Source organism: Prevotella sp. P5-64, from assembly GCF_002251285.1.
Taxonomy (GTDB): Bacteria; Bacteroidota; Bacteroidia; order Bacteroidales; family Bacteroidaceae; genus Prevotella.
This window is the reverse complement of the sequence record NZ_NPJK01000004.1, coordinates 1-13,944: the sequence shown is the minus strand read 5'-3', so window position 1 is coordinate 13,944 and position 13,944 is coordinate 1. Positions and strand designations below refer to the sequence as shown.

The window sequence follows — 13,944 nt, the reverse complement described above, 5'->3', positions numbered from 1 at the left end:
AGTTTTTTGGTCAGGGCGGCAAAACTCGCAGCCACTCCCGGCGCCGTGGAGAGGGTCGTGGCTGGCTCGTGACATAAGGCACGTGGGCTCGTGACATAAGAAACGAGCCCACGTATCAATTGGCACGAGCCCTCGTTTCTTCCGTTACGAGCCGACAGCGATGGTCACGACGCCGCCGAGCCATTGGTCTACAGCCACTTGGAACAACGGCCAAAGCAGCGTGAAAAACAGCGGCGGCAGCCAAGCAAAAAGGAGCACTACCCGTGATGGTGGTGCTCCTTGTATATAGGATGGTGTGAGGTCTGAAGGGACTATCTGAAGATGGAGAAGTTGACGCTGCCGTAGACTCTATGCTCCAGATAGCGCGGATGGCACACAAAATTGTTGGCCTTGCCATGCTCAACGACGAGGATGCCGTCGGGCTTGAGCAGATTGTGCTCGAAGATGAGGTCGGGGATGGTGTCGATGTTGTCAAGGGCATAGGGCGGGTCGGCAAAGATGAAGTCGAACTGCTGGCAGCAACTCTTGATAAACCTGAACACATCGCCGCGGATGAGCACGTTGGCATCGGTGCCCAGCTTGGTCATGCACTGGCGGATGAAGTTGGCATGGTCGCGGTCGGCCTCGACGCTGACCACCTGGGAGCAGCCTCGCGACAGCATCTCGAGCGATATGCTGCCCGTGCCGGCAAAGAGGTCGAGCGCCATGGCGCCGTCGAGGTCTATATATCCATTGAGCACATTGAAGATATTCTCCTTGGCAAAGTCTGTAGTGGGTCGCGCCTTGAACGAACGTGGTATATCGAAGTGGCGTCCCTTATATATTCCTGTGATAATTCTCATCTTCCTCGCATATAAAGTGTAACTACATCGAGCGCAATGCCCTTGATTTCGGTGATAGGTGCACGGTTGAACTCTGCCGAGGGGCTCATGGTGTAAGCCTTGCGCAGATAACGGTGCAGAGAGGTCATCATCTCGTCGCTATCGACAGGGGCGCCCGCGATGTAGAGCTCGTCCTTGTCGGCATCCATCTGCAACTGCTGCCACACGTAGAGCATATAGTATACGCTGTCCTGCGCGCGGGTGGCAGAGTAGGTGTTGCAGAAGCGGAAACGGTGCTTGTCGAAGGCGAAAATGCTCACACAGTCATCATGGAAGTAGGCATAAAGGCGGCGGCAGAGATGGGTCTCGGCGCGACGGTGCATATAGCTCCACACAGGTTGCTCGACAGGCATGTAGATGACGTCGGCATAATGGTCGTCGATGACCGCCTTGAGGTCGCGGTTGATGGCCATGATGGCGACGGCATTGAGCTGGGGCAGCACGCTGCAGATTACCTCCGTATTGGCTTGGGCGGCAAAGCTGTAGCGATAGAGGGTCTCGGCCTTGGCCTCGTCGAACTCCTCTACAGGTACAATCATGGTGGGTGCCGACAGCATTACCTGCGCTCTGCCCGTAGGGTGAGAGAGCAGTTGGGACTGGCGGAACGCCTCGCGCAGGTTAGCTGCTATCGAGATGCCGCTCCTAACGGTATAGGTCTCGTAAGCCACGCCCTTGACTGCCGTCTTGTCGGCTATGGCAAAGGCGAGCGACGTGTCGCTGATGCGGAGTGTCATCCGCGGTTGCTTCATTGTTTCATTCCCAGTTTCCAGCATTGTTGTCAGGTGTTGTGAGGTCTCCTATTTTCAGTCCGGCAAATTTGCCGTTGTCATTGGCTTCGCGCGTGAGGCGCTCTATCTCTTGTGGATCGAGCCCCTGGAGGTAGTCGTCGTAGGTGGCTCCACACTCCATGAGGCTGACGGCTGCTCCCGAGGCACCGGTGGCCACCGCCGTGCGTATCTCAAACTTACGGCCGCCGCTGTGGGGGATGACGGCGGCAGTGGGCGTGAGCAGCCGGGCGCCGACAAGCGAGTCGACAGATGGTGCGTAGGTGCCGTGGACGGTATGATAGGCTTCCTGGGCTGCGCGTATCTGGAGCAGGCAGCCTATCACGGCCTGCTCACGCTGGTGGCGTTGGGCGTCGAAACGCATCGGCGCACTGATACTGAGCCAGCATAGCACCACAAGCAGCGCCACGCATCCGCCCAAAAGCAAGTTGCTGCCTCTCTTGATATTCATACGAATGCAAAGTTAGACAAAAAACTCCGATTAAGGGGTGTGTGGCGCCAATAAATGATATGTGCAAGGCACAAAACTTACATTTTTGCTGCCCAGAGGCCATGCAGATTGCAGTATTCGCGGGCTCCGGTAACGTGGGCAGTGGTCTGGAAGAGGGCGACGGGACGATCGGTCGGCGTGAGTTCGCGTCGCAATACGCCCTCGTCGGTGAGCAGCTCTATCCACTGGATGTAGTGCTCGGGGGTCATGGGATGCTCGACGCTGCCCACGGTGACGCGGTAACCGCCGTCGACGCGCTCGATTACGGGCACATGCTTCTCCTGGGCGGCATCGGTGGTGTTGGCTTCGAGCAGCTGCATGGGCTGTCCGCAGCACACGAGCGTGCCGGCGCCGGCATGCAATACTTCTACAATGTTGCCGCAAATGGGGCAACGGGCTACTTGTCTGATTGTCATCATATCTTATCCTTTCTTTAGAATGGTGAATAACAAGGCTAAGTTACGGCTATTTCGGATAGAATGGCACTTATGCCGCTTAACTTTAACGATTATTATACTTTCAAGAGCCATCTCCGCGCGTCCAAAGCAAACCACGGCGGTCGCAAAGGCCATCAAAACCATCGCCAAGGGCATGAAAAATCGCCCTTAGGTGCCTATTTTTGCAAAAAACACGGTTTCTAAGGTGCCTATTTTTACAAAAAATTCCATTTCTATGATGCCTATTTTTGCAAAAAAGTATGATTTTAAGGTGCCTATTTCTGCAAAAGTTCGTATCTTTGCATAAGATAGGCGGCACCTCAGCCATTAAGCGAGCTTATGGCGTTCGGCTTGCACTATCTTTGCAAAAGATTGGCGCAGAGACAACCATTTGTACCATACTGACAGTCAAGGTCTGCGCGCAAACAGTCATCACGAAAACAAAAAAAGACGAGAAGATGAAATACTTGGAAAGAGCCATCGACGGAGAACTGAAGAAATGGGGCGAAAGCGAAAATCACAAGCCGCTACTGCTGCGCGGCGTGCGCCAAGTGGGCAAGACTTCTGCCGTGCGCCATCTGGGCGAGCGGTTCAAGCATTATGTGGAGATAGACCTGAACGATAGGCAGGATTTGCATACCCTCTTTGAAAAGGGATATAGTCCGCAGCAAATCTGCCAGCAACTGTCTGTGATACTGGACACTCCCATCGAAGAGGGCAACACGCTGCTGTTTTTCGATGAAATACAAGCGTGTCCTGCCGCTATCAACAGGCTGAGATACTTCTATGAGAAGATGCCTCTGCTCCATGTCATCGCCGCCGGTTCGCTGTTGGAGTTTGCGCTGAGAGACCTGCCATCATTCGGAGTAGGACGAATACGCTCGCTGTTTATGTATTCGTTCAGTTTCCAGGAGTTCTTATGGGCGCTCGACAAACGCACGCTCGCCGACATGGTGGTCCAGGCTACGCCGGAAGACCCATTACCCGAGCTCATCCATGCCAAGGCGCTGGAATACCTTAGGGTATTTCTCGTCATCGGTGGCATGCCCGAGTGTGTGGCCCGTTATGTGGAGACTGGAAGCATGCTGAAATGTCAGCAGATATTGAGCGAACTGATGATTTCGTATCAGGATGATTTCAAGAAATATCACGAGAAGATTCCCGTCAACATGCTGAGAGACGTACTGCGGTCGGTAGCCCTGCAGGGACAAGGCAAATTTGTATATACACAAGTGGGCAGCGACTATCGCACCCCCGTAGTGAAGGAAGCGTTGGACATGCTCTGCATGGCGGGACTCATCTATACAGTGGTACACACCGACAGCAACGGTGTGCCGCTGTATGCTGAAGCCAAAGAAAAATACAAAAGATATATCTTTATGGATACGGGGTTGCTGCAACGGACTCTCGAACTCGACTTGACGGACATACTCGTCTCAGACGACATCAAACTCGTAAACCGAGGGGCTCTGGCAGAGGTATTTGTAGGCGACGAACTGGTGAAGAGCCGCCCGCCATACCTGAATGACAATCTCTATTGCTGGCACAGGGAGAAAAAGAACTCCAATGCAGAGGTGGACTACGTAGTCTCACGCAAAGGAAGAATATATCCGATAGAAGTAAAAGCCGGAGTACGTGGCACGATGCAGAGCATGCGCATCTTCATGGATGCCAAGCAACTGGACAAAGGCATCCGTACATCCCTGGAGAACTTCGGCGAATTTGACGACATCCTCATCTATCCGCTTTACGCTATAGGCAACATCTGCCGGTGATTACCGCAACGACGGGGTCTACATCAGTGGCGAGAACATACGCACTACGCCGTCGGCGAGGCGCTGATGGATGGTGTGGTGCTGGAAAAGGTAGTTCTCGTCCAGGGGACTGCAATGGGCGAGGTCGCCAAGGAACAGATGCTTCATGCGGAGCGCCATCTCGGTGTCGTAGATGAAAAGATTGGACTCGCAATTGTTCTCAAAACTACGGAAATCGATATTGGTGGAGCCACAGGAGCAGACCATATCGTCGATGATGAGCAACTTGGAATGGTTGATGCCAGGCTGGTAGAGGTAGAACTTGACTCCGGCATCGTGGGCACGGTCAATGTAGGAGCGGGCGGCGTGCTCGACAAACCAGCGGTCGGCATGCTCGGGCAGCATCACGCAGACATCGACGCCGGCGAGGGCCTTGGTGGTGAGCGCCATAAGCACGGGCTGGGGCGGGATGAAATAGGGCGTCTCAATGTAGACATACTTGCGCGCCTCGTAGATGAGGCTGACATAGCCCTGCATCAGTCCGTTCCAGGGAAGAAGCGGACTGCTCAGCACGACCTGTGCCAGACAGTCGTTGGGCTCGACAGTGGGGGCTGGATAGTACTTGTCGTCGCGCAGAATGGAATGGTCTACGAGATACCAGTCATCGATAAAGGAGCGCTGGAGTGAAGAAACGACGGCACCACAAACGCGGAGGTGGGTATCGCACCAGTCGCGGCCACGACCGCCCTTGGCATAGCGCAGCGCGAGGTTCATGCCGCCGATATAGCCCACCTTGCCGTCGACGACGCATATCTTGCGGTGGTTGCGGTAGTTGACCTTGCCGGTAAAGGCAGGGAAACGCACGGGCATGAAAGACACAACATCGACACCGGCACCACGCAAACGCTCGAAGAAACGGTTGCTGGTCTCCCAACTGCCCACATCGTCGTAGATGACGCGCACTTCGACACCCTCGCGGGCCTTGTCGATGAGGGCATCGGCAACGAGACGGCCCAGGGCATCGTCGGTGAAGATATAGGTAATGAGATGGATATGGCTCTGGGCCTGACCGATGTCGTGAAGGAGGTTGAGAAAGAAATCGGAGCCCTCGGAGAGTATCTCAATGCGATTGTTCTTGAAGGGAAACGCCAGGGTAAGGCGGGCAAAGAAGTTGATGACGCGCTCATGGCGGGCTGGGATGACGAGGTCGTCCTGGGCGGTAAATCCCTCATAGATGCGCTCGGCGATGAGCATATGGGTGCGGTCGCTGAGGAGTCGCTTCTTGTGGAGGTTCTTGCCGAAAAAGAAGAAAAGCACCAATCCCAGAATGGGCACGAAGATGATGGTCATCACCCAGAACATTGCCTTGAAGGGCTGCAGCTCTTCGAGCAACACCTTGACCAGCGCCATTATCACCAGAACAATGTCGATGGCAAGCAACGTCCACAGGATAATCGATGTCATAGTTTCTCTTTTTCTTTCTGTATCTCGGCGAGTCGCTCGATGGCAAAGTCGCTGTTGGGATTGCCGTCGAGCATGGTGCGCAACAACTGCTCGGCCTCGTCGACGCGGTGGGCGTTGAGCAGAAACTCAACCTTGCGGCGCTGGAGGAAGTAATAGAAGTTGAGACAGTTGCTGTTGAGGCTGCCCATGTCCATCGAGCGCTTCAGATTGGCAAACGAGGAGTCGATGAAGCGCAAGGCATCACAGTTGCCCATGCTCACCATACAGTTGACATACTGCATGGTGTATATCAGGTTGTTGATGGAAAGGGTCTGGAAGAGATAGAAATGGGCTATCTCGAAACGGCGCAGATGATAATAGCAACTGCCAAGGAGATAGCACACCTCATAATAGCTGCGACGCTCGTCGGCGCCCATCTGGTCGTAGCGGGCGGCGTAACGCTCATAGGCTGCACCGAGCGGGGAGAGGGCATCAAAGAAGCGGCGTTCGAGATAACGCTGGCGCCCCAGGTAGATATACTGGGCCAGGTCGGGCTGCTCGCAATGGGCAAGCACCCGCTGGGTAGCGGTGAGCTGGCTCTCGCCGCCAGACTTGAACTTCTCGCGGGCTTCGTGCCACTGGTAGTTGATGGCGTCGGTCTGCTGCTTCGTGGGTACAAGCTCATAGCCGGCCACAAACGTATGGCAGTCGCCTGGTTTGGGTAGCAGGACGGGGCTTGCTACCGGCGGGACGAACACAGGCATCAGCGTGAGGGTCACGCGGTAATAGAGTACCGACGGGGTAGTCATCTCGGAATCCAGATGGATGCCAAGATTGTGACTGACGCCATCGCCACTGTCGTCATGATAGGTAAGTTCGACGCCAACCCAACTGTGGATGAACTTGCCATCGGCAATAAGCAACGCGGAGAGGGGGAAGTTGGCAATATCGTCGTCCTCGCCCATGTGGATGTGGGTTTCGTCGTTGGTCCAGGCGGAAAGCGAGTCGATATGGCTGTCGGTGATGCCAAACATGGTGGCAAGGAGCGCACGAGGGGTGATGACGGGATGGGCGGCAGCCTCGTGGTGACTGAAGACGGCAGGCTGGCGGTCTATCTCGAGTTCGTGGAGCAGTTCCAACTCTCCACCCCACTCGACTGTGGCAACTTCATAATCGGCGCAATCGACACTGCGAGCCTTCTGGGTCTCGCTCTCGATTTCGGCCACGACCAACCGCCTCATCTCAAACATCTGCGCCATGACCTTCGTCAGCAATTCATGGGCGTTGACCTCATTGAGAAGAAGACTACAGATGATGTGGATAGCGGCACCGTGGTGTTCCTGATTGACGGAATAGACCACCTTGAACGGGTTCTTGGTGGAGGAATACTTGTTGCATACCGCGCGGACGACGTTGATGTCTTCCAACGACACGAGATGGATGTAATATAATGAGAGTTGGGTGAAAGGGTCATTGTCGGTAAGTTCGATACTGAAGTGGGCACCCTGGTAGTCGAAATGACAGACATTGGACTCGCCCTCCTTGGTCCAGGCGTAGGTGCAAATCATCTTGCGCAGGGTGTCGCTGACCACCTCGAGATTGGTCTGGGCATTGATGTTCTCGAGCTTGAACATCTCCAACTTGGAACCAATGTATTTCTGATAATAGTATCTCACTACGGCACCAACGATAGAAGCCAAGAGAATAAAGACAAGAAAACCGTAACTCATAGGCGTTTATCTGATGACGTTATTGCCTAATTTCTGTGCATAGGCATTGCGCACTTTCTGTATGTCAGCATACTCCTTGAGCAGGCTGGTCATACGGGCTGGGTCGCTGACCGCCGCATTGATTTCGTCGCCAAGCTGCTTCAGGCGACGCTCGGTATAGTCCATGCGGAAGTCGAGCAGCAGATGGACGGTATCGACGCGGAGCCGCTCTTCGGCCTCGAGCTGCAGAGCCTTGACCTCGTCAGCGGTGAGCTTTTTCTTGGGCTCTTCGTTCTTGATGAGCTGCAGCTGGTCGACACTCAGCTCGGCAGCCACCTTGCAGATGTCAATGTCGGAGTGGTGGACAAAGTATTGGAGGGAGTCGAAGCCCTCGTCGGCGCTATGCCGGAAGGCGTCGTCGAGGATGCGGGCGTAGAGGGGATTGGACAGCGCGAGATGGTCGGCCTGCAAATCATAGTAGATGTACTGCGCCACGGTGAGGTCGATGGTGGCATCGCCGGCGGCAGGGATATTGCGGAAAGCCACCTTGCTGCCATCGCGCACAATCATCTGGGCAAGCATACGCTCTACCTTCTCCTGCGGAGAGACCGACGACGCGGGGGCAGCCATCACATTGGTGGGGGTGACCACCTGAGGCGCTTCCTGCTCACGGCGGGCTTCAGAGTTTTTGCTCTCCTTCTGCTCGCGGATGAAGCGGTTCATGGTGTTGATAAGGGTAGCCTCAGCCACACCGGTGCGCGCCACGCAGCTCTGCACGTAGGTGTCGCGGAGTATGGGGTTGGTCACGAGCGAGATGCTCTTCACGATAGAGTTGATGGCTTCGGTGCGCTTAATGGGGTCGGTGACATCCTTGAGCAGCAGGTTGGTCTTGAACTGGATGAAGTCTGTCTCGTGCTGCTCGATATACTGCTTGAGCTCTTCAGCCGTATGCTTGCGGGCGAAGCTGTCGGGGTCTTCGCCGTCGGGCAGCAGCAGCACCTTGAGGTTCATACCCTCGGAGAGCAGCATGTCGGTGCCCTTGAGGGCGGCATGGAGTCCGGCTTCGTCGTCATCATAGATGAGAGTGATATTGGAGGTGAGACGGTGCAGCATGTGTATCTGGGCAAAGCTGAGGGCGGTGCCCGAACCGGCGACCACGTTCTCGATGCCGGCCTGGTACATGGAGATGACGTCGGCCTGACCCTCGACGAGATAGACGCGGTCGAGCTTGGCGATGGCCTTCTTGGCCTGGTAGATGCCGTAGAGCAGACTGGCTTTGTGGTAAACCTCGGAGTCGGGCGAGTTGACATACTTCTTCTCAACGCCCTTGGTACGCTGGTCGAGCACACGGGCGGTAAAGCCGACGACCTTGCCGCTGAGTCCAATCCACGGGAAAACGACTCTGCCGGCGTATCGGTCGATGAGGTCGCCACGGTCGGTCTTGTAGCAGATGCCGGTCTTGAGGAGAAACTCTGCCTGATAGCCTTCGCTCTTGGCACGACGGGCGAGCGCAAAGCGGTCTTGCAGGTCGTAGCCCAGACGGAACTTGGCGATGATGTCGTCACGGAAACCACGGCTGCGGAAGTAAGCCAGACCATAGGCAGTGCCCTCGCCATCAGTCTGGAGCTGGCTCTCGAAGTATTTGGCGACCCACTCGTTGACGATGAACATCGACTCACGCTCGCTCTGCTGCTTGCGTTCCTCGTCGGTCATCTCGCGTTCCTGTATCTTGATGTGATACTTGGCTGCAAGCCAGCGCAGAGCTTCGGGATAGGTCATCTGTTCATGCTCCATGATAAAGGTCACGGAGTTGCCGCCCTTGCCGCAGCCAAAGCAGTGGCAAGTGCCACGGGCAGGAGAAACGAAGAAGGAGGGAGTGCGCTCATTGTGGAAGGGACAGAGACCCTTGTAGTTGGCCCCACTCTTGTGGAGGGTAACAAATTCGGAAACTACATCAACGATATTGCACGCATCTTTAATCTTCTCTACGGTCTGTCTGTCTATCAGTGAGCTGCTCATGGGTCATACTTGTCTATCTGATGCAAATATACTCTTTTTTTGCGACATCGGACAACTTTCCATCAATAATGTGAGAAAAAAGTGCAATGACGGCCGCCGTCCCAGCCATGACCGCAGGCAGGCAGGGGCATATATATATAATAAGGTATAGGGGATATGATAATTATGCTGTCTGTAAACAGGCAGTCTTGGCTTATGGCTATGGCTCTTATAACCCAAACAAAGGCAACCACAAAGGGCTGATACCTCGCGAGGAGTATCAGCCCTTTGCTGTTTAGAGTGAAGAGATTTATCCTGACAGTAATGCCATTAGTATTCGAGTGAGTAAGTAACGCCACGCCTCATCATATCCTTTGCGGTAGGTTTCAGACGCACGAGGAAGTTGCCATAAGAAGGCTTGTTGCGTGTCCATCCTGCCTCGGCGAGAGCAATCGCGCGCGGATAAGCCTGATAGTAGATACGTTCGGGCGAAGTGATGCACTCACTCCACAGCGTTCCAGCAACACCAAAGAGGTTGTTGTCCTCGAAGCTCTGGTCTCTGCCCCACGACGGGTCAATAGAGTAAGTAGCCTCGAGCGATGTAACGGGCATACCCCAGTTTACCTCTGGCATATCGCCTTTGGCCATGGGATAGTCGAAGTAGCAGTGCTCGCCCGGGCAAAGCATTATGCGTGCGTTGTTATTCACAGCGGCTTCAAGGGCCTTGTCGGTGAGTCCGTCTCGCCAGGCAAAGGTGACACATCTAGGCTGAATCTTCTTGAAGTCGGTCTCGTACCAGAACATGGGAGTCTTGTTGTAGGTATCGCGCAGAAGCCCGATGATACGGTCAAACAGGTAGCCCTGCAGTTTCCAGTTTTTCCGAACGGTCGATGGTGGTAATGCCGAGCTGTCTCTTCAGAGCCTGACACTTGGGGCAGTCGGTCCAGCAGTCGAGGGCGGGGTTGCCAGCCTCGTCGCCGCCGAGATGGATATACTTGGAGGGGAAGATGTTGGCTATTTCCTGGAATACATTGCCCAGAAACTCATAGGTGAAGGCATTGCCGGGGCACAGCAGCTCGTTGGACACACCGCAAGTGGTGCGGATAGGAACCTGACGCTGATGGCAAGTAAGTTCGGGGAACACGCTGATGGCAGCCACCTCATGGCCAGGCATCTCGATTTCGGGTATAATCTCCACATGATACTTGGCAGCATACTCCACCAAGTCGCGCAACTGCTCCTGGGTGTAATAGCCCTTGTAGGGCATCAGCAAGTCGTCCTGTCCCCAGCGCATGGAAGCCTGCTCGGTGAGCTGGGGATATTTTTTAATCTCGATGCGCCAAGCCTGGTCGTCGACCAAATGCAGGTGGATGGCATTGAGCTTATAGCGGGCCATCTCGGGGACAAACGCCTTGAGCTCGTCTATAGGTATGAACGTACGGGCAGGGTCTACCATCAACTCGCGTACGTGAGTACGGGGCGTATCTTTGATGGTAAGTTGCGGGATGGCGTCAACACATTCCTTGTTGCCCGAGCCGCGCAGAACCTGGTCGAGAGTCATCAGTCCCCAGAACACACCGCGGGGAGTCTTACCCTTGATGCACACGCCCTTAGAGTCGACGACCATGGTGTAAGCCTCGTCATCGGCAAGTGTAGGGTCGATACCGAGCACGAGCCGTACACCGCGCTGACGGCTGTTCACTATATTGCCAATACGGTTGCTGAGCATCTCGCGAGCCCGCTCTTTCTCATTGTCCAGAGCATTTGCATTGTCATCAGCAGCTGTCACCACGATGTGCCATGCTGTATGCACATTGAAGGTCTTCGCCCCCTTCTTGACACTCAGCTCCTGCGGCATGGGGATGAGACACTGCCGAGGGTCACTTACCTCGCTGGCAAGCCTCGGCTCGGCATAGAAACGGCTCCAGCCAGCCGCCTTCATATAAGCCTTCTCGCTGCCCTTGGGCACCACAAGACTCACGCTGCCCGGCGCGATGCCGTAGAAAGAAGACACCGAAGCCTTGGGCGGCGTCATTGAGTTTACCCTCACCGTCGTCAGTCCCGACAGACGCGCGAAAGCATACTCTCCTATCACTGGCGCACCCTCGATGGTCAGTTCCGTCAAGCTCTTGCATCCCGAGAAGGCGGCAGCGCCAATGGTATCTACCGAAGCGGGAATGGTGACAGCCTGCAGTTTGTCGCAGGCGAAGAAAGCCTGGGTTCCGATGGTTTTCAACGCCTTGGGCAGGATGATATTTTGAAGTTGGTGGCGCGAGTGGAAAGCGTTCTTGGGAATCTCGGTGCTTTGGGCATCGCCAAGGTCGATTGTACGCACTTGGAAACACAGGTCGCGCATCTGGCGATAGTCTCCCTTTGGCTCGGCCGATAGTCTGCCGGTGAATTTCAGGCTTATAGCCATCGACTTCTGTTCCGGCTTCAAGTCGCTCATCGTCTTGACCGTCTGCGCCGACAGTGCCGCCGACACCATTGCTGCGGCTGACATCAATAAGATTCGTTTCATTTGTTATTGGGTTTGATTAGTAGCATCCGTTGATTAACCTACTGCAATATTAATAAAAGATATTGACATATGCAAAGGTTTCGGGAGGGTTTCTCTGCTGCTATATATATAATAAGGTGTATAGAAAGGGCGAGGGCGCCACTCCCATGACAGGAGTGACGCCCTCTATACTTAATATGTATAACCCGATTACTCTGCTGTTTCGGTCTCGACAGCGCGGAAGGCTGCGAGGTCCTCTGCTTTGAAGTTCTGGATGTAAGCAGCCTTGCCCTGTACGTTCTCTTCGGCCATGCGCACATATACGTGGGCACTCTTCTTGAAGAGTTCGGGAGCGCGGCTGGCGTCCTCGATGATAAGGAGTGACATGATGATTTCTGCAGTCATGTCGTAGAGACGACGACCGAGGAAGTCGTGAACCTCCTGGTTCTGTGCGTCCTTCACGGCATTGATGGCAGCCTCATACTGCTCTACCATCTTGGCTACACGAGCCTGCAGAGGCTTCATGCAGTCGCATACCTCAGCCTCGAGCATCTCCTTCATGATGGCGAGGTAGGTGCCGTTGGTGATATAGCGGATAGCAGCCACAACCTGCAGCTGGGTGGTACCCTCATAGATAGAGAAGATACGGGCGTCGCGGAACAGGCGCTGGCACTTGTACTCCATGATGAAGCCCGAACCACCGTGGATGCTGATGGCATCGTAGGCGTTCTGGTTGGCATACTCGGAGTTCATACCCTTGGCAACGGGAGTGAACGCGTCGGCCAGACGGGTGTACTTCTTCATCTCTGCACGCTCCTCGGCGGTGAGCTTGCGCTCACGGGCGATGTCTTCGAGAGCCTTGTAGATGTCTACATAGCGTGCTGTCTGATAGAGCAGCGAACGACCGGCATCGAGCTTGGCCTTCATGCGTGACAGCATGTCATATACGGCGGGGAAGTTGACAATCTTTTGACCGAACTGGGCACGCTCCTTGGCGTAGGCGAGACCCTCGTTGTAAGCCTCCTGCTCTACACCTACCGACTGGGCGGCGATACCGAGACGGGCACCGTTCATCAGCGCCATCACATACTTGATAAGACCCATACGGGTGCTGCCGCAGAGCTCAGCCTTGGCATTCTTGTACACGAGCTCACAGGTAGGTGAACCGTGGATACCCAGCTTGTGCTCGATATGACGTACGGTGACACCACCATTGCGCTTGTCGTAGATGAACATAGACAGACCACGACCGTCCTTGGTTCCCTCTTCCGAGCGGGCCAGCACGAGGTGGATATCAGAGTCACCATTGGTGATGAAACGCTTCACACCGTTCAGGCGCCATGTGCCGTCCTCGTCCTGAGTGGCCTTGAGCATCACGCGCTGGAGGTCTGAACCGGCATCGGGCTCGGTGAGGTCCATAGACATGGTCTCGCCGGCAGCGATACGGGGAATATACTTCTGGCGCTGCTCCTCTGAACCGAACTCATAGAGAGTGTCGATACAGCTCTGGAGGCTCCATACGTTCTGGAAGCCGGCATCGGCAGCAGAGATAACCTCTGACAACATAGAGAACACCACGTTAGGGATGTTCAGACCGTTGTAGCGACGAGGCATAGAGATGCCCCAGAGTCCGGCCTTGCGTGTAGCGTCGAGGTTCTCGAAGGTCTTGCTGGCATACACCATGCGACCGTCAACGAGGTGTGGACCCTCAAGGTCTACATCCTCAGAGTTAGGCTCGATAATGTTAGCAGCCACATCACCGGTGATATCCAGGATGCGCTTGTAGTTCTCGATGGCGTCCTCGTAGTTGACGGGGGCGTCAGCAAACTGGTCTTTGTCTGCATAGTCGCGCTCCTTGAGCTCAACGATGCGCTTCATCAGAGGATGGTTCAGGTGGAACGCGATCTCTGGATGGTCTGTATAATAATTAGCCATAGTCTTATATTA

The 13,944-nt window shown here is 54.9% G+C and carries 11 protein-coding genes; 1 reads left to right on the top strand and 10 read right to left on the bottom strand.

Translation table 11 applies throughout. The features are described 5' to 3' along the window. Positions 1-311: 311 nt before the first annotated feature. The 4 genes from rsmD to CIK87_RS00495 all read right to left on the bottom strand — a co-directional run bounded on the left by rsmD (position 312) and on the right by CIK87_RS00495 (position 2,575). Complete coding sequence (rsmD, locus tag CIK87_RS00510; protein ID WP_094384551.1) at positions 312-842, bottom strand: 16S rRNA (guanine(966)-N(2))-methyltransferase RsmD; 531 nt, start codon at positions 840-842, stop codon at positions 312-314. Next, positions 839-1,630, bottom strand: coding sequence for a DUF3822 family protein (locus CIK87_RS00505; RefSeq protein ID WP_158216165.1), 792 nt, complete (start codon positions 1,628-1,630; stop codon positions 839-841). The genes rsmD and CIK87_RS00505 overlap by 4 nt, the downstream gene beginning before the upstream one ends. Before the next feature lie 4 nt (positions 1,631-1,634). Further along, on the bottom strand, positions 1,635-2,117 hold the full coding sequence (locus tag CIK87_RS00500; RefSeq protein ID WP_022311257.1) for a hypothetical protein: 483 nt from the start codon (positions 2,115-2,117) through the stop codon (positions 1,635-1,637). A gap of 77 nt (positions 2,118-2,194) precedes the next feature. Then, positions 2,195-2,575: a desulfoferrodoxin gene (locus tag CIK87_RS00495; protein WP_094384547.1), complete on the bottom strand. Its 381-nt coding sequence runs from the start codon at positions 2,573-2,575 to the stop codon at positions 2,195-2,197. Between the two features lie 476 nt (positions 2,576-3,051). Between CIK87_RS00495 and CIK87_RS00490 the strand changes: the two genes are divergently transcribed. Further along, positions 3,052-4,368, top strand: a complete 1,317-nt coding sequence (locus CIK87_RS00490) for an ATP-binding protein (protein WP_094384545.1) — start codon at positions 3,052-3,054, stop codon at positions 4,366-4,368. An 18-nt stretch (positions 4,369-4,386) separates the two neighbouring features. On the opposite strand, the gene cls is transcribed toward CIK87_RS00490, so the two are convergent. The 6 genes from cls to CIK87_RS00460 form a co-directional block, all read right to left on the bottom strand. Continuing rightward, positions 4,387-5,811 carry a cardiolipin synthase gene (cls, locus tag CIK87_RS00485; RefSeq protein WP_094384543.1) on the bottom strand — a complete coding sequence of 475 codons (1,425 nt, stop codon included), beginning with the start codon at positions 5,809-5,811 and terminating at the stop codon, positions 4,387-4,389. Next, complete coding sequence (locus CIK87_RS00480; protein ID WP_144008046.1) at positions 5,808-7,520, bottom strand: hypothetical protein; 1,713 nt, start codon at positions 7,518-7,520, stop codon at positions 5,808-5,810. The genes cls and CIK87_RS00480 overlap by 4 nt, the downstream gene beginning before the upstream one ends. A gap of 6 nt (positions 7,521-7,526) precedes the next feature. Beyond that, positions 7,527-9,506 carry a DNA primase gene (dnaG, locus tag CIK87_RS00475; protein WP_094384701.1) on the bottom strand — a complete coding sequence of 660 codons (1,980 nt, stop codon included), beginning with the start codon at positions 9,504-9,506 and terminating at the stop codon, positions 7,527-7,529. A gap of 321 nt (positions 9,507-9,827) precedes the next feature. Beyond that, positions 9,828-10,328 carry a family 20 glycosylhydrolase gene (locus tag CIK87_RS14595; RefSeq protein ID WP_254046484.1) on the bottom strand — a complete coding sequence of 167 codons (501 nt, stop codon included), beginning with the start codon at positions 10,326-10,328 and terminating at the stop codon, positions 9,828-9,830. A 16-nt stretch (positions 10,329-10,344) separates the two neighbouring features. Then, on the bottom strand, positions 10,345-12,018 hold the full coding sequence (locus CIK87_RS00470) for a family 20 glycosylhydrolase (protein WP_254046477.1): 1,674 nt from the start codon (positions 12,016-12,018) through the stop codon (positions 10,345-10,347). Positions 12,019-12,207: 189 nt separating this feature from the next. Next, positions 12,208-13,932, bottom strand: a complete 1,725-nt coding sequence (locus CIK87_RS00460; protein ID WP_094384539.1) for an acyl-CoA dehydrogenase family protein — start codon at positions 13,930-13,932, stop codon at positions 12,208-12,210. Between the last annotated feature and the right edge of the window lie 12 nt (positions 13,933-13,944).

Bases quoted from the DNA above. Each gene is read 5' to 3' on its own strand.
- CIK87_RS00505 (WP_158216165.1), bottom strand. From the start codon at position 1,630: ATGAAGCAACCGCGGATGACACTCCGCATCAGCGACACGTCGCTCGCC.
- cls (WP_094384543.1), bottom strand. From the start codon at position 5,811: ATGACATCGATTATCCTGTGGACGTTGCTTGCCATCGACATTGTTCTG.
- CIK87_RS00480 (WP_144008046.1), bottom strand. From the start codon at position 7,520: ATGAGTTACGGTTTTCTTGTCTTTATTCTCTTGGCTTCTATCGTTGGT.
- CIK87_RS00500 (WP_022311257.1), bottom strand. From the start codon at position 2,117: ATGAATATCAAGAGAGGCAGCAACTTGCTTTTGGGCGGATGCGTGGCG.
- CIK87_RS00460 (WP_094384539.1), bottom strand. From the start codon at position 13,932: ATGGCTAATTATTATACAGACCATCCAGAGATCGCGTTCCACCTGAAC.
- CIK87_RS00470 (WP_254046477.1), bottom strand. From the start codon at position 12,018: ATGAAACGAATCTTATTGATGTCAGCCGCAGCAATGGTGTCGGCGGCA.
- CIK87_RS00495 (WP_094384547.1), bottom strand. From the start codon at position 2,575: ATGATGACAATCAGACAAGTAGCCCGTTGCCCCATTTGCGGCAACATT.
- CIK87_RS00490 (WP_094384545.1), top strand. From the start codon at position 3,052: ATGAAATACTTGGAAAGAGCCATCGACGGAGAACTGAAGAAATGGGGC.
- rsmD (WP_094384551.1), bottom strand. From the start codon at position 842: ATGAGAATTATCACAGGAATATATAAGGGACGCCACTTCGATATACCA.